Here is a 19,648-nt window from a genome sequence, read left to right as displayed (position 1 = left end):
CATCACAGCTGATCAGGGCTCGCTCACCGCCGGAAAGCACATGGATCACCTTCGCCGTCATCGTGCCGCCTCCTGCATGCAAAGCCCCAAAGGGGCGCGGCGGGACCGGCCCGCCGCGCCAGTTGGCCGGCCTGCCGTGCGGCGCCCGTGGACAGGGTCGCAGGCCGGCGGGAAATCCAGAGGGCGGTTCATTGCAGGCCTCCGCCCACCGGGGCGCACGTCAGCCGAGAGACCGAACGCGCTCATGCTTCCTCTCCGTCAACGGCGGCGGCGAGGCGGTCGATCGCGCCGCGGGCCTCGTGCACTTCCTTGCGCGCCCGCGCCCGGTCGCCCCGCCCCGAGGCGAGATCGGCAACCGCACCGACCGCCTCGCCCACCTCGCGCGCCGTCTCGGACACGCACAGCATCAGGTCGATCGCCTCGGTGGTTTCGGGCAGGCTGCGCGCCAGCCAGCGCCGCACGACCGGGTCGCCGACCGCATCCTCGAGCGCCATGATCTCGACCAGCGGCCAGTCCAGATGCCCCGCCAGCCGCTTCGAGAACGTGCCCTTGCGCGTCGAGAACCCCGAGCGGTCCAGCGGGATGCCGAGGCGCGCGTCGACGAAGCGCGCCGCGTTCTCGACCCCGCCCGCGCGCGACACCAGCGCGTGCATGAACTGGTTGATCATCACCCGGTCAGACATGGGCCACCTCCGCAGAAGGCTGATGCACCCGGCGGCAAGCGCCGCGGGCCGTGACCACCGGAGAAACCGGGATTCCGTGACACGCGCCCGCAGCCATGCGAAAGCTCTGGCATGGGAAAGCGCGCGCACGGCTCGAACCGCGGAAGGCGACCGGCCTCATCACGCAGCCTCCTCGCGGAGCGGCGGATGGGCGGCCATGTAGCGGCGCACGCGGTCGACGCTCGACAGCGTCGGGCTCGACCGGCCCGCGCGCCATGCGTCCCAGGTGCCCCATTTCGCGTTGATCGCAGACCGCAGCACCGCCTGAGGCGAGCGCCCGGTGGCGTCAGCGTAAGCAGAGAGGTCGAGGATGAGCTGTTCCATGGCATATGGTATAGGGTATAAAAACCCCGATTGCCAAGGGTCTTATTACGCCATTCGCGAAGCCGGATATGTGGGTATATTTCCCCTCATGGAAACCACCTTCAAACTGGCACTGGACCACGCCCTCGCGGAAACCGGTAAGTCGCTTCGCAGCATCGCGATTGCTGCGGGGGTTTCCTACGAGCAGTTGAAGAACCTGAAGCAGGGGAAATCCCAGACGACGAATGTCGATGACGCGAGGAAGGTGGCCGCCGCCTTCGGCGTTTCCTTGGATGACTTCTATGCAGGGCAGCTGCATCCATCGACCGCGATGATCGCCGTCGCCGGCCGTGTCGGTGCCGGAGCAGAAGTCGAATTGGTTGATGCCTTCGGCAAAGGAAACGGCTTGTTTCACGTTGCCTGCCCGCCGCAGCTCAATCCGCACGGCATCGTCGCAGTCGAGGTCGAGGGTGACAGCATGTCCCCCGCCTACCCGCCCGGAACGATCCTGTTCTACAGCCGGGATGCTCTCGGCGTACCGACCGAGGCCATCGGCCGGGTTTGTGTTTGCGAAGATGTCGGCGGCAGGGCTTGGGTGAAGCACATCAAGCCGGGGCTCGAGGAAGGAACCTTTTCCCTTATTTCCCTGAACCCACACCACGATCCGCAGCACGGCATTCGGCTGCAGTGGGCGGCCCCTGTAAAGTTCAGCCTGCCGCCCGAGTTCGTCAAACGTATAGAATAATTCGCATTTTCAGCTTGCGAATCCGCTCACGATCCTGTGATGATCCTTCCTGAAGACGATAATCATTTGGAAAGATCATGTTCAGAAAACCCGCGGCGCTGCTCTGCGCCGGCTCATTCCTCTTCCTTGCAGCCTGCGAGCCCGTGCAGCCGCTTTCCGAGTATCGACCCGCCGTCGATCCAGGGAAGACCAATCAGGCGCGCTACGAGAAAGATCTTCAAGCCTGCCGCGCCGTCGCATTACAGGTCGAGGCGGACTACAAAGAGCGCCAGCAAAAAGAGATGGGCAAGAACCTTGCCGCAGGCCTCATTGTCGGTGCGCTGGTGGGCGCCGCCGCCGGCACCAATACCGGGTACCGCAATGACTATATCCTGACGGGCGCCGCGGTCGGTGCTGCCGCTGGTGCCGGGTCGGGGGATTACGACCACGACCTCGTCACCTATGGCCCGCGGCGAGTTGTCGATCGCTGCATGGCTGGCCGTGGCTACACCCTGCTCACCGACTTTGGGCGTGGCTAACCACCCTCCGTGCCCGCAACACAAGCCCGCCGAAATGGCGGGCTTTCTTTTCAGCGGAGCCCTTGAAGATTCGCACCCGCCCGATAGCTCCGGTCAGGCCCGACGTCGGGAAACGCTGGACACGGCCCATAGCTGCCGTTGAAGCGATACCGGGTATGCGGCGGCGCGGCCCGTCGAACCGGGCTTTCGCTGCACATGCGTCCTGCGGGTGCCGTCGGATGTCAGGTGTGCAAAAAGAACGGACTCGATTTACCGAGGCTCGATAACTGGAAGAACGCTCTTCACAGCGTTTGCTATGCCGCTTGAGCTATTTGCCGCAAGAACTCTGATAACCCACGATTCAAAGTGTTCCCTTCTGGTCCCTTTCAAAACTGACGCCAAGGTCGCGGCAATCCCTCTTTTATTGTCGTAATAGCGCAGAAGTGCAGCCAAGTCTTTCTGCTCTATAGCGGTCTTGATCTCTCGTGTTCGAGTTTCTACGATCCCAGAAATATCCAGATTTTCAGTGCGAATATTGTATTCCCGAATTAGTTCTTCACTGGATGTTGAGGCTGAGAAATCGAGCTGCTTCAGCATTCGATCAATGCGCCTTTGGCAATGACGGGTGACCACCCTGTCAATCTTTTCATCACTATCGAGTAAACCGAATATTCCATTGGCGACGTCATCGAGCTTTTTCTGCAAGTCCGCGCCAGTGAAGCCATCTGATTCGGCAATCGCGGAGCAAACGACTGGAAGTGCGATAAGATTCTCGACCTCCGATACGGGAATGACCTTGATCCCCAAGCCCGCAAAGTAAGCTACATCCTCTTCGCTGTAATCATCTCCGTCCACGATCCCAGAACATGTTACCCGGGTGAGACTCGCATTGGCCCGCATTGAAACCACTGAATGGATCACTTCGGAGCAAGAAGACTTTGGAACAACCGTCCATTCCGGATAGCATGCGCGGTAGAGTGCGTAGTCAAGGCTATCATGCGTGCCCTCTACAAAGAGGATAGGGCGCCTACTACCCAGAATGAGTGTGACCAGTTCTTCCGGGAAACCGGTGCTGTCCGGAATTTCTTCAATCGTCCACTGGGGCTGAGGTGAAAAATCTCGAATGACATATTTTTTCGCGGATCGCGCTGCCGCAAAATCAAGGTCGTGAGTAATATATATAAAGCCGCAATCCCTTCGAGTGGCTTCTATTTCGTCCCATAGCTTAGCCATAATCGAGCGATGAACGTGAAGCTCTGGTTCATCGACGATCAAGACCGTTCCTGCCGCCGCAACTAGTGCTTGCCCTATCATGTAGAAGATCGCTCTCTCCCCATCACTCATCTCTGAGGCAGGGTAGGTTTCGCCAGCGCCACCGGCGGAAACTGTGATGTTATCCCCAGAGATGTGAAGTTGCCGATGAGGAAGTAGCCGGTTCCAAATTTCAAGAAGCTTGTCGAACTTGGTGATCTCAAAGCTGTCTTCACTGCGATCTGCGCCCGGCTTATGCCTATGATAGGCTTTCAACGAGGTGTTAGATTGATCGGCAAAAAGAGCTTGAATCAGATAATCGAAATCATTCAAGAGATGGGTCGCACTTTTGTCGCCCCATCTGTGGCCACGCCTAAATTGCACGTTAACTTCTTGTGACGCGTTGCCGGCGTATCCATACCGCAACCCTGAGAGCGCTTGCCTTTCGCTGATTTTTTGAACCTCAGGGTTCATCGAGAGTGCGCGATGTGCAGATACCCGGTGCGCAGCATCGCTCAGGTTATTTTCGATATGGACAGTAAGACGAGTTTTCCCGCCACCGTTCGCGCCGACGAAAATGACGGTCTCGCCTGGTTCGAACTCTACTGCGAGAGCTTCACCCGGGGTGGGGATAGTAAAATTGAAGGTCATAGTGCTCTGCGATTTGCTATTTTCTGGTGATGCTACCGAGGGCTTGGCGCCTTCACAACTGGCGCTGTTGCCTTTTTATAACGGCGCACCGCTGTTTGACGATGCCGGTGCCGCGACGAGCCAAGCCAGCGACAACCGGCAGCAAGCGATCGTCTTCTTCTGGTCTTCCGCGAACAAGCAGATCGTGCAGCGATTTACTTCCGATGTGCGCGTCTCAGGGTCCAAATACATCTCGAAGCCGCATTGCCACGGCGCAGCGCCAAGCCCGAGTTCGGCGTGGTCTGAATGTCTGCTTCCTACCTGACAGCTTGGACGGCTCACTTCTGCAGCGAAGGTCGGCTGTCCGCCCTAGGCTGCCGGCCGAGCCTTGCGCCTCGACCGACCACTTTCCGCCCACCTCGGGCCTTGGGGCTTGTATATCCCCCCCAAGCGGTACCTTTCGCGATGTCGGAGAGATCTCCTGCGGGCGGTCACAGCAGCAATCCTGATAGCCGAGCCGGAGCACTCGACTCCAAAATGGGGATTTTAAACCCCATCATGTTGACACGGGGTCTAATATCCCCATATGCTTCTCCCATCACCCGCCGCTGACACCCACCCCGGGCCGATCGCGGGATCACCGATGGAGGACCACATGGGCAAGCTCAACCTGCACGTCTCTGACCTGCTGCTCGCGGCGCTGATCTGCGCCGGCAGCCTGGTCATCGCCCGCGCCGCGCTCGACACCGCGCTGGCGCTGCCGCAGCTTTCCGCCGGGGCGCTGGCCTGATGGTGCTGCCCGTCTCTCCCCTCGCCCGCCTGCTCGACCGGCTCACGCCGCTTGAGCCCGAGGACCGCGTCGACGCGATCGTCGAAGAGCTGATCGCGACCGGCGACAGCAGCCTCGGCCTCGCGGAAATCGACGGGGCGCCGGCGCAGATCATCCTGCACGGCGTCCATGCCGAGGGGCCGAACCTGACGACGACCTGCGCGCGCTGGATCGCCGCGGCGGTCGATGTCGCCCCGCTCGCCGAGACCCGCGCGCGCCTCGCGCTGACCGGCTGATTGCACGGCGCGGGCGCCGGGACCTCCCCGCCGCCGCCCGCGCAGCCGCGACCCCGGCGGCGCCACCACTCACGATGACCACAGCTGCCGCCGGGGCAGTGATCCGGGCATGTCGCCCGGTGCGGGCGGGATTGCATTCGGCTGGCACCCGCCCGCCAACCCCTCACGGAGGATCAGATGTTCATGCCCCCCGCCCCCGATCCCCAGAAATCCACGCCCGCGCCGCCCCCGGGCGGCAGCGAGACGCAGGCCAGCATGGCTGACCTTACCGCCATGCCGCCGGTCGACACGGGCGGGCGGATCCCGGTCAAGAATACGCCCGCCGACGTGGCGGTCGGGGATCATCTCTACAACGTCACCGCCGACGAGCTGCGCCAGTTCATCGAACAGTATGAGCGCCTGAACGCCGAGAAGCAGGACATCTCCGAGCAGCAGAAGGACGTGATGGCCGAGGCCAAGGCGCGGGGTTACAACACCAAGGTGATGAAGATCATCATCGCGATGCGCAAACGCGACCGCGACGATCTGGCCGAGGAAGAGGCGATCCTCGAGATCTACATGCAAGCACTTGGGGGGCGGTGATGAACGCTCAATCCAAGATCTCCGCCGATACGCACCAGATCGCCAGCGCCCATATCCCGCTGGCGGAGTTTCGCCGCGCCGCACGACTGATGGCACAGGTGGTGCCGCGCTGGAACTCTATCCCCGTGCTTGGCTATGTGCGCGTCACGATCGGCCACGGGCGCGTCCGCCTGTGCGCGACGGACCTCGACATCGAGCTGACCGTCAATATCGACGCCGATGTGGCGTTCGAGGGCGAGGCCGCGGTCATGATCCGTGCTGCTACGCTCGCATCCTTCGCGGCGGCCGCGCGGTCCGTGGTCAAGATCTCGGTGCACGCACCGGCGGGCGAGGACACGCCGAGCATGATCGTGATGGACGGCGGAGACATAGTGGTGCGTCAGCGTGCCCTGATCCCGGTCGGGGATTTCCCGCAGTTCTCCGCCTCGACCGTCAAGACCGCCACCTGGACGCAAACACCTGACAAGCTGCGCCGGATGATCCACCTGTGCCGGCACTGCATCAGCTCTGAGGAGACGCGGTATTACCTGAACGGCATCTACCTGCATGCACGCCCCGATGGCAGCACCCTGCGCGCGGTGGCGACGGACGGGCACCGTCTGGCAGTCGTGGATACCGACACGCCGATCGAGGCGATACCCGGCCAGAGGCTTAGCGCCACCATCCCGAAACATCTGGTGGATCTGCTGAAGCAGATCACGCGGCCCGGAGGCAACGCCCCTCTGACGGTCACGATGTGGGAGCGCCACGTGCATATTCATGGGGCGGACATCGAGATCAGCGCCAAGCTGATCGACGGCCGTTATCCAGAGTACAGCCGCGTGATCCCCGCCGCATCTGATGCAATCTGCTGCACCATCTCCGGGGCAGAGCTGACCCGGCTGCAGCGTGCGGCGGCTGGTGCCGACTATGACGCCCATATCGCTCGCCTCGACGCCAGCAAGGGGATGATCTGCATCGGTAGCCAGGACGGCGGGATCGAGATGCCGATCGGCATCAAGTGCAAGGATGGCATGGCGCCGCCGGTTTTCGGCTTCAACCTTCGCTATCTCGCCGAACAGGGCCGGGTTACGCCGACCTTCACGGTCAAGGGCGCCGACCCCAGAGATCCGTTCATCATCCACGGTGACGATCCAGACGCCATGTTCGTTCTTATGCCGATGAGGGTGTGATGGAACAGCCCCACAACCCCGCCCGCGTCAGCCTCGCGCCGCTGCCGGACGGGCTGCGCCTGCCGCATGACGATCCGCGCGCCGAGACGGCCCCGGCCCCCGGCGTCATCACCCCCGCCCGCCGCCTGCGCCGGCGCCCCCCGGTGCTGGTCGTGGCGCTGCGCGAGATGCTGGCGGAGAAGTGCCAATGAACATCGTCCTGCCCCTCCTGATCCTGATCGCGGCGGTCGTCGCCCTCCTCGCCGCGCTCGCGGTGGGCATCGAGCTGGACGAGGAGGACGACGAATGACCGCCCTGCGTGTCCTGATCGGCTGCGAGCGCTCGGGCATCGTGCGCCGCGCCTTCGCGGCCCGCGGGCACGACGCCTGGTCATGCGACCTCGCCCCGGCCGAGGACGGCAGCAACCGGCACATGGTCTGCGATGTGCGCGAGGCGCTCGGCCTCGGCTGGGATCTGGCCATCATCTGCCACCCGCCTTGCACGCGTCTCGCCAACAGCGGGGCGCGCTGGTTGTCCGCCCCGCCGCGCAATCCGCCCGACGAGGTCACCGCGGCCGAGCGCGCGGCCTGGCCTGCGCTCGATGATGCGGCCCGCCTGCGGATCATGTGGCGCCTGCTCGAGGAGGGCGCGGCGCTCTTCTCGGCGTGCTGGACCGCGCCGGTGCCGCGGATCGCGATCGAGAACCCAGTGATGCACAAGCACGCCAAGGCCCGGATCCGCGAGTTCAGCCACTTTGCGCAGAGCGTGCAGCCCTGGCAGTTCGGCACCGATCCGGCCGGCCCGGACAACGTGAAGAAGCGCACCTGCCTGTGGCTGCGCGGCCTGCCGAAGCTCTCGCCCACCGGCACGCTCGACGGGCGCACGGCGCGCGACGAGATCCACCGCGCCCCGCCCGGACCGGGGCGCAAGGTCTTCCGCAGCCGGTTCTTTCCCGGCCTCGCGGCGGCGATGGCCGAACAATGGGGCGATCACGCCATCAATGAGATCAGGAGGGCCGGATGAACCACGAAGGGAAAGAGGGCCCGGCCGTGGCACGGCTTCGCCAGGCCCTCGCCACCGCCCGCGCAGCCCTCACCGAAATCGCAGCAATCAGCGGCGGCCCGATCCGCCGCATCGCGCTGGATGCGCTCGAGAAGATGGAGACCGACTGATGTCGCGACCGAGATCCGTCACCACTGCGGACCTAGACCGCGCCGTCAAAGTCGCGCGCGCGGCCGGCCTGACTATTGTCGAGGTCAGGCTCGAACCGGGATGCTATCGCTTGATCACCGGCGCCCTTGCTGCCCCCGAAAAAGCAGCGGATAGTATGGGCCCGAGAGATTGGCCGTCTGATGGATAGAGCCGTGCGGATTGACTACCCTGGATTGCTACGAGAACAGCTGCCGTCAGGCGCGGTCCGCTGGCGTGTCAGGGTCGATGGCGACAAGCGCAAGCGCATTTCTCTGACTGTCACGCCGGATCACCCGCAATTTCGAGAGCATTACTATGCTGCTCGCCGCGGCATCCAGCTTCCGGCGCCAGAGGAGGTCACGTCATCGTCGATCCGCGGGTCTGTTGGATGGCTTGTCGAGCTCTATCGCGACGCTATGGCGTCTATGGTCAAAGACGGTGCCATGTCGCCAGCGACGCTGCATCAGCGCGCCGTGTTCACCGAATGGCTTCGCGAGCAGGTCGGCGAATACAAGGCAGCAATGCCGCAAACTGAACTGGTGAAGCTACGCGACCTCAAGGCGGCGACACCAGGAGCGGCTGACAACTTCATCAAGGCGGTCCGCGCCATGTATGCGTGGGGCATTGCGCGCGGCCACGTCAGCGCCAATCCCGCGACCGGGATCGGAAAGCTCAATCGCGACGGCCGAGGCGCTACACCATGGACTGTCGCTGACCTGCGGCAATACCGGGAGGCCCATCAGCCCGGCACCATGGCCCATCTGGCGCTGACGATCTTCATGTTCACCGCCTGCCGCATCAGCGATGCTGTGGTGCTCGGAAGAGGCCATGAGATCCAGCGCAAAGGCGTAACATGGCTGGATTTCCAGCCCGTGAAGAAGGGGGCGAAGCGGGTGCGCATTCCGATGCTGCCACCACTGCTCGCCGCGACGAGAGCCTCAACCGTCGTCGGAAAGACTTACCTGCTCACAGCTCATGGCAAGCCATTCGCCTCGAGCGCAGCATTCGACAACAAATTCCGGTCATGGGTGATCGCGGCCGGCTTTGTCGACGGAGATGGGAAGGCAACAAGGTCCTCGCACGGCATCCGCAAAGCGGCCGGCGAACTTCTCGCGCTCGAGGGCGCGTCGCAATACCAGATCATGGCTGTGCATGGTCATGCCAGTGCCAAGACCTCGCAGATCTATACGGACGGGGTCGATCGCGACGAGCTGGCAGCTCAGGCGATGTCGATGCTGTCCGGGATGGACTGGTAAACGTGGGACACCAATAACCTAAGTGTTTGATTTCAAACAGCATGAAACAGCCGAGTTGTGGGACACATCGGCATTGTAAACACTACATTTTTTCAAATGTTTATCGGCCCTCCGGGCCTACCACCCCCGCACTGCGTAGTGTTTCCAAATCGGCGCGCGGCGCGTTGGCGAACAGCTTGGGAGCGTCCACCAATTTGTGTTTCGGGCGCGGCCTCATGCGACCCCCTTCACCTTGATGATTGCCGCCTGCGCCGGCCTCTTCTTGTTCACGCCGGCGCAGCGGGTTTCAATCTCCTTGATGTTGCCAGCCCGGTGGTCGACATGATTTCGAGGGCGGAACAGCCCGTCTCGGCAAGGCGCCGGCAATCCGCCTTTCACAGCCCCTGGGCAGGGCGATGCAGGGAAAGGCCCGCCGCCTTCGCCGCGATCATCCGGTTGGGAAAAGCCTTCCCGAAGCGGGTCTCCCCGGATTGCATGATGATCAGCCGTTGCTCTGCCCCGGGATTTTTCCTCCACCGTCGATGAGAGCCCGGCCCGACCTGAGGACGGAGAATGCGGCCAACGAGGCTCAACGCCGACGGTTCGGGCTCCCGCGCCGCGAGGGCGACCGGTCGGGGATCAAGCGGCTCCATCGGCCCGACCGCAAGGATGGAAAAGAATCAGAAAACCCTCCGGGAGACTGTTTCCCTAGCAGATGTCCAAGTCCCATTCGCCAGCGGTCTGCGCGTCCGGGGGCTCGACGCGGTCGACGGGCTCACGCGTGAATGTCTCGCGCCGATCCCGGACAGATCGATCTCGAATGGCGCGTTGCCCTAACCTGACGGCCCTGATCGGGCGTCGAGAAAACCCGGCAGGATTGTCTGTGACAGCGGCACGGAGCTGGCCTCGAACGCCAGCCTGCGGTGGCGTTCCGATGCAGACCGGCTTGAAGAGTTGCAACGGGCGGAAGCGCGACGTGTTGCTCGGCGTGGCCATGCTTCGCAACCTGGCCCACGCACGTGTCGTGATCGCCGCCTGAGTCGCCGGCGCAAACACCGACCGGGCTCAAGTCACGGCAGGATGAAAGGTCAGGGACGGGTCACGGCGCGATATCACGCCGCCGCCGCGAGGAGGTCCGAGATGACCGAGCGCTCCCATTCCACGCCAGCGGGCGAATTGTAGTCCCTGATCGCGCTCCAGGAATACCCCTCTGGATATGGGCGACTGACAAGCGTGACCTCTTCGGAAATCCGGTGCAGCCCTGGAGAGAACTTGTCCGGCTCCACATCGATCAATATCAGCCGAGGAGTTTCGGTCCCGGCCTCAGCGATGACGCGCAGCATGCGTTCGAGATCCGCGCTGCTGGTCTCCGGGCGGAAGCTCTTCCAGCGGCTGATGACATGAATCGCACCGGGCTTGAGACTTGCCGAGTAGAAATTCGCGACAAGCCGCTGCTGCGCGGCATGAAACCGCACGAAACCATCGGAACACCAGGCCTCTCCGCGGTGATGATTCCAGGTTATCCCCTGCATGTCATTCACCAACATGGGCTGCTTTGTCGAGGGATGGATGCGGGTCCCGACGCTGGCGGGAAGGGCGTAGCCGACGAAGCGGTTTTCCAGGATTTCGACCAGTCCCGACATGCGGTGGATGCCGAGGCAGAGGGGGTTCAGATCCTCGAGGCTGTTGCGGAAGCCCCATCGGTTCAGCACCACCCATGGGTGACATTCGCATCCCATGGGGACAAACGTCCGTGACGTCAGCTCATCGGCATGGGCTTCACGGAACGCCTGGCGAGCGGCGACCTCGGGCCCCAGCCAGCTGGCCAGTGGCGCCATTTCGTCGACTGGAACACAACTCTGTTCGGCGGCCTCGCTCAGCCACAGGGCGGTTTGGAGGTCAGGTATCTCGCCAGTTTCCGCCAGTTTCCGAAGACCATCGCGCGTGAACTGGCGCAAGTCGTCCCAGCGGTGTTGTTCGATCATCCTCAGCACTCCGTTGAGGAGTTCGCTTCGGGGAGACAGGGATATCTGGGACGGTTCAATTGCCATGGTCATCTCACTTTCGGCGGGACGCACCAGCCAATTCCCGGAACTCTAGCGGCAGGCTTGCAATATGTATAGCCTGCCGGCCGGCTTTCCCCTGCGGCTCCCTCCCTCATAATGTGCGACTGCGGGTTTTGTTCGTCATAGTCCCGTATTTTGGCGGCACTCGCGCCATTCGCGGCGCCCTCGGATTGCCGAAGCGCCCGGGGCGCTTGCGGCGGAATATGGTTTCTCAAAGATGAATGAGGCCTGACGGCGTGGTCGTCGCAATGCCCGGGCGCCCGCTTCCGGCGCGCGGCCTTGATGCGGGCCGATATCTCCCCGGTCATCAGCAGCTCGCCAAGCAGGCCGCCATCGAATGGCCCGATGACCGCCGCCCCCATCCAGACGGGGACGATCACCAGGCGCGAGGCCGTGCAGGTTTCGAAAGCGCTTGAACCTGCGGCGGCCGCGGCGCCTATATCGGGATCCGATCGGGAAACGCAACGGAGCCGCAGCATGTCGGTTGGGAACGGAACAGAGTGCGAATGGCGCGTGACGGGCATGGATTGCGGCTCCTGCGCCGCGAAGGTCCGCGGCGCGGTCGAACGTCTGCCCGGCGTCGAGAACGTGGATGTCGCGCTGATGGCCGAGCGCTTGACCCTAACGCTGGACCTCAGCCTGACCTCGCCCGACAGCATCGAGAAAGCGGTGCGCGAGGTCGGCTTCGGCATCGCCCCCAAGGGCGCGCGCCCCGAACGCCCGAAGGGGGGCTTCATTCTGCCCGACGGGGCGTTTCCCGCGGCCGGCGCCCTGCCGGCAACCGACATGCCCCCGCCGAAGACGGCGTCGGCCGAGGCGGTCCCGGCCGCGGCCTGGCTTCTCGGGGCGAAGGGGCGGCTCGTGATCGGCACCGGGGCGCTGCTGGCCGTCGCCTGGGGCGCACGCCTCGCCTTCTCGGCCGAGGTGGCGCATTGGGCCTTCGTCCTCGCCACCCTGATCGGGCTCGCCCCGGTTGCCCGGCGCGCGCTTGCCATGGCCCGGGCCCGCATGCCCTTCACCATCGAGATGCTGATGACCATTGCCGTCGGCGGCGCGCTGGCGATCGGTGCCCCGGAAGAGGCCGCGCTGGTCGTCTTCCTCTTCGCCATCGGCGAGCTGCTGGAGGGCCTGTCGGCCGGAAAGGCGCGTGACAGCATCCGCGCGCTTTCGAACCTCGTGCCGAAGACCGCGCAACTCGAGGTCGGCCGCAAGACCCGCGAGGTCTCCGCCGACCGGCTCGGTCTGGGCCAGGTCGTGCAGGTGCGCCCGGGCGACCGGGTGCCGTGCGACGGCGAGGTCATCGAGGGAACCTCCGGCGTCGACGAAAGCCCGGTGACCGGCGAGAGCGTTCCGAGCGTGAAGGAGCCCGGGTCCCGGGTCTTTGCCGGCTCGATCAACACCGAGGCGCTGCTGCGCATCCGGGTGATGAAGACAGCCGAGGACAACACCATCGCCCGCATCGTGCGGCTCGTGGCCGAGGCCGAGAGCGCCCGCGCCCCGACCGAGCGCTTCATCGACCGTTTCAGCCGGGTCTACATGCCCGCCGTCGTCGGCATCGCGCTCGTGGTGGCCATCGTCCCGCCGCTGGCGCTTGGCCAGGCCTGGAGCGACTGGACCTATCGCGCGCTGGCGCTGCTGCTGATCGGCTGTCCCTGCGCGCTGGTGATCTCGGTCCCGGCCTCGATCGCCTCGGCGCTGGCGACCGGGGCGCGCCACGGGCTGCTGATGAAGGGCGGCAAGGTGATCGAGGCGGCCGCACGGGTCACCCGCGTCGCCTTCGACAAGACCGGAACGCTCACCGAGGGCAGCCCGCGCCTCACCGACGTCATCGTTGTGACGGGGAGCGAAGCGGATCTGCTGGCCCTGGCCGCCGGGGTCGAGGCCGGCGCAAGCCATCCGCTCGGCAGGGCGATCTGTGCCGAAGCCGAACGGCAGGGCGTGGCCGCCGCCCCGGCGCGCCTCGGGCGGGTGCTTCCGGGCCAGGGCGCGGAAGCATCGATCGGCGACGTGACCGTCTGCGTCGGCTCCCCGCGACTTGCCCAGGAGCGCGGCGCGCTGACCGAAGACATCCGCGGCGACATCGCGGGGCTCGAGGCCGAGGGCAAGACGGTGGTCGTCGTGCTGCGTGCGGATGCGCCGCAGGGGCTCATTGCGCTGCGCGACGAGCCGCGCGCCGATGCGGTCGAGGCGGTCGGGCAACTGAACGCGCTCGGGATCTCCTCGGTGATGCTGACCGGCGACAATGCGCGCACCGCGCAGGCGATCGCGGCGGGCCTCGGCATCGACCACCGTGCCGGGCTCCTGCCCGAGGACAAGGTCGCGGCAATCCGCGATCTGGGCGACCGGGCGCGGGTGATGATGATCGGCGACGGGATCAACGACGCCCCGGCCCTTGCCGCCGCGGATGTCGGCGTGGCCATGGGGTCGGGCACCGACGTGGCGCTCGAGACCGCCGACGCCGCGATCTTGCGCAACCGCGTTACGGATGTGGCCGGCATGGTCCGCCTTGCCCGCGCGGCCATGCGCAACATCCGGCAGAACATCGCCATCGCGCTCGGGCTGAAGGCGGTCTTTCTGGTGACGACGGTGCTGGGCATCACCGGCCTCTGGCTTGCGATCCTCGCCGATACCGGCGCCACCGTGCTGGTCACGCTGAACGCCCTGCGCCTGCTGCGCGTCCGCCCCTCCGGCGGCCGGCCCTCCTGACCGGGGCCCTGCCCGAGGTGGTCCCGCCTGCCCCCGGCCATGCGATCGCCCCCCGGACGGACGGCAGTGCCGGCAAGGATGCCACCGGAACCGGCAGTTCTGCCTCTGCCCCCGGCGCACCCGCCGTCCGCATCTCTCCCGGCGGCGCGAGACGGTTGTGCCCGCCGCCCCCTCATGCGAGTTTCGGAACACTGCATTTCCGCCGCGGCGGGCCATTCCTTTGCAAGACCACCGACAGGAGCAGCTGAACGATGCTGGCAAGACAGCGCTACCTGGACCTGGTTGAACAGGCCGCACAGGGCCGGCATGGGGCGGCGGTTCCGGTCGCCTTCTGGAAGCACCATCCCGTTGCCGATCAGCGCGGCGACCGGCTCGCCGATGCGACCTGCGCCTTTCAGGCGCGCTTCGACTGCGATCTGGTCAAGATCACCCCGGCCTCGAGCTTCCAGCTGCGCGACCTCGGGCAGACCGACGCCTGGACCGGCGATCCGATCGGGCGGCGGGACTTCGGCCCCGGTCCGGTGACCGGGCCCGACGACTGGCTGCGCCTCGCCGAGATGCGGGTCGAGGACCGGCACCTGTCCGAGCATCTGATCGCCGCCCGGCTGGTCCGCGCCCGGGTGCCCGCGCATATCCCGGTCCTGCAGTCGATCTTCGATCCGCTCTTCCAGCTGCGCATCCTTGCGGGCAAGCTGTGGCAGGCCCATCTGCGGGACTGCCCCGAGGTCCTTGCGATCGCGCTCGCGGTGCTGACCGAACGCACCTGCCGCATCGTCGGGGAGTTCATGGAGACGGGCGTGGACGGGATCTTCCTGGCCGTGCAGCATGCCGCGGCACACGAAAGCCCCGGCGACAGCTTTGCCACGATGGGCCTGCCGCAGGGGCTGCGCTGCCTTGCGGCCGCCGGGCCGGACAGCCTGAACTTCGTCCATCTGCACGGCGAGGCGATCCCCGCCCGGCTGCTCGATGCCTTCCCCGGCACCACCGTGCATTTCTCCTTCGACGCCAACCCGACGCTCGACGAGGGGCGGCGGGCCGGGACCGAGGTGCGGCTGAGCGGCGGGATGGCGCCGGCGCGGCTCGCCACCCTGCCCGCCGAGGTGGTGGCACGCGAAACCGCGCAGCTCCTCGGGCGGATGCGGGGGCGCCGCTTCACCCTTGGCGCGGGCTGCGCCCTGCGCCAGGCAACCCCCGATCGCGCGGTCCTGGCTGCGATCTCGGCCGCACGCGGAGCCCTCCGGTGAGCGGCGCGCCGGAGACGCCCCCCGAACTTGGCCCGGCCGCGCTTGGCCCTGCCGATCTCGCCCGGCCGCTGTGGCATCGCTTTGCCCGCGTCGCGGCGGCACTCCCCACCCATCCCGCGATTCTCGACGCCGACGGGGCGCTTTCCTACGCCGGGTTGCTGAGCCTTGCGCTGCGCTACGGCAGCGTCATTGCGGCGCATGTTCCGGCCGGCGCGCCGGTCGCCCTGTGCCTGAGGACGAGCCGCCATGTGGTTGCCGCGATGCTGGGCGCGCTTTCCGCCGGCCGGCCCTATGTGCCGCTCGACCCCGGCTATCCCGCCGATCACCTGCGCCGCATCCTCGGCCACAGCGCGGCCCGGCTGCTGATCGGCGACAGTTCCGACGACCTTGCGCCGCTTGCCGTGCAGGCGGGCGGTCCCTGCGAGACGGTGCGCGCGGCCGAGGTGCTGCAAGCCCCGATCGCCGTTCGCGGCGAGGGCCGCCCCGAAAGCCCCGCCTATGTGATCTACACCTCGGGCTCGACCGGCGCGCCGAAGGGGGTCTGGCAGAATCAGCGCGGCCTGCTGCACGATATCCTGCAATACACGCAGATGGTGCACCCGGGCCGCGACGACCGCCACAGCCTGCTCTATTCGCCCTGCGTGAACGGTGCGCTGCGCGACATCTTCGGCGCCATCCTGAACGGCGCGACGCTGTGCATGTCCGACCTGCGCAGCGAGGGGCTGCACAAGGTGCTGCACGACCTCGCGGCGCGGCGCGTCACGATCCTGCACGCGATGCCCCCCGTCCTGCGCAGCCTGATCCGGGGTGCCGAAGGGCCGATCTGCCCCGAGGCGCGGCTGCTCTACACCGCGGGCGACCGCTTCCTGATCCAGGACCTGCAGGCGCTGCGTGCCAACCTGCCCGCGGCCTGCGAGATCTACACCGGCATCGGTTCCACCGAATGCGCGACGCTCTATCGCCAGTGGATCGTGCCGAGGGATTTCACCGCCGATTCCGAGCTGGTGCCGGTCGGCTACCCGGTCGAGGCGCGCGAGATGCGGCTTGTCGACGCGCAGGGCGCAGAGGTCGCGGCGGGCGAGATCGGCCAGATCCGCGTCACCAGCCCCCATGTCGCACGCGGCTACTGGAATGACGCCGCCCTGACGCAGAGCTGCTTTGTCGAGGATCCGGCGCGGCCGGGCTGGCGCAGCTTCCAGCCCGGCGACCTCGGCCGGCTGCGCCCGGACGGGCTGCTCGACTTTCTCGGCCGGGCAGACCGGCAGCTCAAGATCCGCGGCTTCCGGATCGAGCCCGCCGAGATCGAAGCCGCGCTGCGCCGCATGGCGGGCGTCGCCGAGGCGGTGATCGTGCCCCGCACCGAGGCGGGCCGGACCCGGCTGATCGCCTTCGTCGAACCGGATGCGGGCGCACAGCCCGAGGCCGGCGCCCTGCGCCGCAGCCTGTGCGCAAGCCTGCCGCCGCAGCTGCACCCCGAGCGCGTCGTGGTTCTCGAGCGGCTGCCGCGGCTTGGCAACTTCAAGCTCGACGTGAAGGCGCTGCAGGCGCTGACCGAAGCCGCCGATACCGATCCCGTGCCGCGGGCCGGGCTGCGGGCGGACTATCTGTCGCGGTGGGAGAAGATCCTCAAGCGGCCCGTCGATCCGGACGCCACGCTCGAGGCGCTCGGCGCCGACTCGCTCGAGCTGCTGGAGCTTGAACTGCTGCTCGAACGGGATCTGAAGATCTCGGTCCGGGGGCTCTTGCTGCCGCAGGCGACGCCCCGCCGCATCTGGGCCGCCGCCGGGCCTGCCTCCGGGCAAGGCGCGCCGGATGCACACCCGGCCGCGGACCGGCTGCACGCGCTTGCCGCGCTGATGGCCCCCTCTCCCGGCATCCCCCTTGATCCGGACGGGCTGGTGCGGCTTCACAATCACGGCGGGCAGCGGATGCCGCTGCTGTGGTGCGTCAATCAGGTGAGCGAGGCAACGGCCCTCGCGCGCGCGCTTGGCCCGGACCAGCCGTTGCTGGCGATGCGCTCCCTTGCCGGTCTCGACGGCGGCGCGCCCCCCACCCCGGGCGCCGCGCGTCAGGTCGCCGAGCGCTACATCCAGATCCTTCTGGCGCGGGATCTGCCGCTGCGCGTGGCGGTCGGCGGCAATTGCCAGGCGGCCCCCTTCGCCTTCCAGATCGCCACCGCGCTGTCGCTTGAAGGCTATGCCGTCGCCTCGCTGATCTTGCTCGAACGGATGCTGCCGGTGCCCTATGGCGGACGGATGCTGATGCTGTTCGGGCGCGACAGCCGCACGCACAATCCCGCCTTTCAGTTCGCCGATCCGACCGCGGCCTGGGGGAGCTATCTGCGTGACGGTCATTGCGCGATCATCGAGGGCAGCCATGGCGACTTCTTCGCACCGGGGAATGTGGCCTCGCTCGCCGGCGCGCTGCGCGCCGAGATCGACGCCACCGCGGCAACGGGCCTCCTTCCCGCCCGCGCCCGCCGGGCCGAGCTGTCGGCGCAGCTCGTGTCGGAACCCGACCGGCGGGTTCGCATCCGGCTGCGGAACCCGACCGGGATCGCCTTCGAGGCCGGGGCCGACAGCCACATCGCGCTGGCGATCCATGCGCTCGACATCGGCGAGGCCGACACACGCCCGCTGCGCGTGCCGGATCGGATGATCCCCCTGCCGGCGCGGCTTGCGCCGGGCGAGACGCTCGAGGTGAGTGCCCCCCTGCCCGCCGACCGGTTCGGAACGGGGCGCTATCTCATCGGCCTGTGCGAGGAGGGCGTGGGCTGGTTCATACCGCAGGCCGGCGCGGACCCGGTGATCCAGGTGCCTGCGCAGCCGGGCGACAGGCGGCCCCCTCCCCGGCCCGCGGGCCGCGGCGGCCATGACACGGCCTGATGGCGTCAGCGCAGCAGCGGCAGACGGCCGCAGATCCGGTCCACCGCCTTGCGCGGCCCGGCAAGCAGGATCGCCTGCGGCGCATGTTCCGGCAGGGGCGCGGCCGCGATGCGGGCGGTGTAATCGGCGTAATCGCGCGCCTCGAAGGCCGCGCGCAGATAGGCCAGCCGCAGCGGCAGCTCAGCCGCGGCGGCGAAGAGCGCCGGCAGCGCGGCACCGGGGGCGCCAAGGACCGGCAGCGCGACCGTGGTGATCCCGGCCAGCGCCACGTCGTCCTGCGTGGGCGTCGGCGCGCCGACCAGATCGGGGCGCAGCTGCCCGAGGCTCATGCCCAGAACGGCGGCGAAATTGGCCTTGAGGCCGACGGGCAGGGTTTCATCGAGAATGAGAACGGGTTTGAGGGTCATGACAGGGTCCTTTCGGCCCCATCCCTGCCATCCCGCCCGCGATCCGGTCTTGGACGAAATTGACCTTCAGTGCCGGATCAGCGCCCCGGGCGTCACCCCGTAGTGACGGCGGAACTGGCGGATCAGATGCGCCTGATCGCAGAACCCGGCGGCGATGGCGGCCTCGGCCGCGGGGGTGCCGTCCAGGAGCAGGCGGCGGGCCTGCGCCACACGGGCGCGCAGAACATGGCCATGCGGCGTCAGGCCGGTGGCGCGGGTGGTCGCGCGGATCAGGTAGGAGGGCGTCAGCCCGACCGCCGCCGCAAGCTCGGTCAGCCCCAGCGCCGCACCGGCCGCGACGCCCGCCTCGATCTGCTCGAGCAGGGCACGGATGGCGGCGGGCTCGCGCCCCGGCTGCCGCAGGTCGGCGCGGCCGTAATGGCCGAAGGCCTGCGCCAGGACCGCATGCACCGCCTCCCCGGTCACCAGCCGCCGGTCGGTCACCTGCGGGGCGGTCAGGCACAGCGCAAGCCGGGCAAGCGCCCGCGTCAGCCCAAGCCCGCGATCGCGCGGCGCGATGTCCCCGAAGCCGCGCAGGTCGCGCAGGCCCAGCATCGCGCGCACCGCCGCCTCGGAGGCATAGAGCATGTTGTAGCGCACCTGCCCGGACGCGGCATAGCCGGTGTGCGGCTCCTCGGGGTTCATCAGCGAGAGCGACCCCGCCGGCAGGACCATGCTCTCGCCCCGGCACAGATAGCCCCCCGCCCCCTCGGCGATCGCGCCGATGGCAAAGCCCTCATGCGCATGGCGGGCAAAGGTCTGGGTGCTGAAGGCGGCCTCGAAAAGCTCGATGCCGTGAAGCCAGCCCAGGTGGTGATAGCGGTTGCGCTGCATCCGCGTGGTATAGCGTTCACCGCCCCGCGGCGGAAGATCGCCCGCGGTCTTGCGACCATTGTCCCATCTGCGATGGCTCCGTCCCGTGCTATGGT

20 protein-coding genes are annotated in these 19,648 nt (G+C 66.8%); 14 read left to right on the top strand and 6 right to left on the bottom strand.

What is annotated here, in order from left to right; genetic code table 11:
* Positions 1-242: 242 nt before the first annotated feature.
* Both AC0QTQ_RS07355 and AC0QTQ_RS07350 read right to left on the bottom strand, forming a co-directional pair.
* Positions 243-683 (bottom strand): hypothetical protein, encoded by a 441-nt coding sequence (locus tag AC0QTQ_RS07355; RefSeq protein WP_480258916.1) that lies wholly within the window; start codon positions 681-683, stop codon positions 243-245.
* Positions 684-842: 159 nt separating this feature from the next.
* The gene (locus AC0QTQ_RS07350) at positions 843-1,046 is read right to left on the bottom strand and encodes a hypothetical protein (RefSeq protein WP_480258915.1); all 204 of its coding nucleotides are present in this window, start codon (positions 1,044-1,046) and stop codon (positions 843-845) included.
* Positions 1,047-1,134: 88 nt separating this feature from the next.
* Here AC0QTQ_RS07350 and AC0QTQ_RS07345 point away from each other — a divergent pair, with 88 nt between their 5' ends.
* Complete coding sequence (locus AC0QTQ_RS07345; RefSeq protein ID WP_480258914.1) at positions 1,135-1,770, top strand: LexA family transcriptional regulator; 636 nt, start codon at positions 1,135-1,137, stop codon at positions 1,768-1,770.
* A gap of 77 nt (positions 1,771-1,847) precedes the next feature.
* Entirely contained in the window at positions 1,848-2,288 is a 441-nt protein-coding gene (locus tag AC0QTQ_RS07340; RefSeq protein WP_121534995.1) for a glycine zipper domain-containing protein, read from the top strand.
* A 249-nt stretch (positions 2,289-2,537) separates the two neighbouring features.
* Here the strand turns inward: AC0QTQ_RS07340 and AC0QTQ_RS07335 are convergent, their stop codons facing one another.
* The gene (locus AC0QTQ_RS07335; RefSeq protein ID WP_480258913.1) at positions 2,538-4,169 is read right to left on the bottom strand and encodes an AAA family ATPase; all 1,632 of its coding nucleotides are present in this window, start codon (positions 4,167-4,169) and stop codon (positions 2,538-2,540) included.
* Here AC0QTQ_RS07335 and AC0QTQ_RS07330 point away from each other — a divergent pair.
* The 9 genes from AC0QTQ_RS07330 (at position 4,159) to AC0QTQ_RS07290 (ending at position 9,393) form a co-directional block, all read left to right on the top strand.
* Positions 4,159-4,473: a hypothetical protein gene (locus AC0QTQ_RS07330; RefSeq protein WP_480258912.1), complete on the top strand. Its 315-nt coding sequence runs from the start codon at positions 4,159-4,161 to the stop codon at positions 4,471-4,473. The two genes, AC0QTQ_RS07335 and AC0QTQ_RS07330, sit on opposite strands and share 11 nt — an antisense overlap.
* 318 nt (positions 4,474-4,791) lie before the next feature.
* The gene (locus AC0QTQ_RS07325) at positions 4,792-4,938 is read left to right on the top strand and encodes a hypothetical protein (RefSeq protein WP_480258911.1); all 147 of its coding nucleotides are present in this window, start codon (positions 4,792-4,794) and stop codon (positions 4,936-4,938) included.
* Entirely contained in the window at positions 4,938-5,213 is a 276-nt protein-coding gene (locus AC0QTQ_RS07320) for a hypothetical protein (protein ID WP_480258910.1), read from the top strand. The genes AC0QTQ_RS07325 and AC0QTQ_RS07320 overlap by 1 nt, the downstream gene beginning before the upstream one ends.
* Positions 5,214-5,468: 255 nt before the next feature.
* Positions 5,469-5,795 carry a DUF2312 domain-containing protein gene (locus AC0QTQ_RS07315; RefSeq protein ID WP_480256550.1) on the top strand — a complete coding sequence of 109 codons (327 nt, stop codon included), beginning with the start codon at positions 5,469-5,471 and terminating at the stop codon, positions 5,793-5,795.
* Complete coding sequence (locus AC0QTQ_RS07310) at positions 5,795-6,967, top strand: DNA polymerase III subunit beta (RefSeq protein WP_480258909.1); 1,173 nt, start codon at positions 5,795-5,797, stop codon at positions 6,965-6,967. The genes AC0QTQ_RS07315 and AC0QTQ_RS07310 overlap by 1 nt, the downstream gene beginning before the upstream one ends.
* Positions 6,967-7,158, top strand: a complete 192-nt coding sequence (locus tag AC0QTQ_RS07305) for a hypothetical protein (protein WP_480258908.1) — start codon at positions 6,967-6,969, stop codon at positions 7,156-7,158. Before AC0QTQ_RS07310 ends, AC0QTQ_RS07305 begins: the two co-directional genes overlap by 1 nt.
* Before the next feature lie 94 nt (positions 7,159-7,252).
* Positions 7,253-7,969: a hypothetical protein gene (locus AC0QTQ_RS07300; RefSeq protein WP_480258907.1), complete on the top strand. Its 717-nt coding sequence runs from the start codon at positions 7,253-7,255 to the stop codon at positions 7,967-7,969.
* Positions 7,966-8,118, top strand: coding sequence for a hypothetical protein (locus AC0QTQ_RS07295; RefSeq protein ID WP_480258906.1), 153 nt, complete (start codon positions 7,966-7,968; stop codon positions 8,116-8,118). Before AC0QTQ_RS07300 ends, AC0QTQ_RS07295 begins: the two co-directional genes overlap by 4 nt.
* Before the next feature lie 192 nt (positions 8,119-8,310).
* On the top strand, positions 8,311-9,393 hold the full coding sequence (locus AC0QTQ_RS07290) for a tyrosine-type recombinase/integrase (RefSeq protein WP_480258905.1): 1,083 nt from the start codon (positions 8,311-8,313) through the stop codon (positions 9,391-9,393).
* A 1,091-nt stretch (positions 9,394-10,484) separates the two neighbouring features.
* On the opposite strand, the gene AC0QTQ_RS07285 is transcribed toward AC0QTQ_RS07290, so the two are convergent.
* Positions 10,485-11,357, bottom strand: coding sequence for a hypothetical protein (locus tag AC0QTQ_RS07285; RefSeq protein WP_480258904.1), 873 nt, complete (start codon positions 11,355-11,357; stop codon positions 10,485-10,487).
* 558 nt (positions 11,358-11,915) lie between these two features.
* Between AC0QTQ_RS07285 and AC0QTQ_RS07280 the strand changes: the two genes are divergently transcribed.
* From AC0QTQ_RS07280 to AC0QTQ_RS07270, 3 genes are all read left to right on the top strand, one after another.
* On the top strand, positions 11,916-14,144 hold the full coding sequence (locus AC0QTQ_RS07280) for a heavy metal translocating P-type ATPase (RefSeq protein ID WP_480258903.1): 2,229 nt from the start codon (positions 11,916-11,918) through the stop codon (positions 14,142-14,144).
* 251 nt (positions 14,145-14,395) lie between these two features.
* Positions 14,396-15,388 (top strand): uroporphyrinogen decarboxylase family protein, encoded by a 993-nt coding sequence (locus tag AC0QTQ_RS07275; RefSeq protein WP_480258902.1) that lies wholly within the window; start codon positions 14,396-14,398, stop codon positions 15,386-15,388.
* Positions 15,385-18,273, top strand: coding sequence for an AMP-binding protein (locus tag AC0QTQ_RS07270; RefSeq protein ID WP_480258901.1), 2,889 nt, complete (start codon positions 15,385-15,387; stop codon positions 18,271-18,273). The genes AC0QTQ_RS07275 and AC0QTQ_RS07270 overlap by 4 nt, the downstream gene beginning before the upstream one ends.
* 5 nt (positions 18,274-18,278) lie before the next feature.
* On the opposite strand, the gene AC0QTQ_RS07265 is transcribed toward AC0QTQ_RS07270, so the two are convergent.
* Both AC0QTQ_RS07265 and AC0QTQ_RS07260 read right to left on the bottom strand, forming a co-directional pair.
* Entirely contained in the window at positions 18,279-18,680 is a 402-nt protein-coding gene (locus AC0QTQ_RS07265) for a DUF2000 domain-containing protein (RefSeq protein WP_480258900.1), read from the bottom strand.
* A gap of 66 nt (positions 18,681-18,746) precedes the next feature.
* Positions 18,747-19,553: an AraC family transcriptional regulator gene (locus AC0QTQ_RS07260; protein WP_121531473.1), complete on the bottom strand. Its 807-nt coding sequence runs from the start codon at positions 19,551-19,553 to the stop codon at positions 18,747-18,749.
* Positions 19,554-19,648 lie beyond the last annotated feature (95 nt).

It is taken from the genome of Paenirhodobacter sp. YD-8, assembly GCF_056590935.1.
The sequence above is the reverse complement of the archived record's forward strand: the minus strand, read 5'-3'. Positions and strand labels throughout refer to the sequence as shown.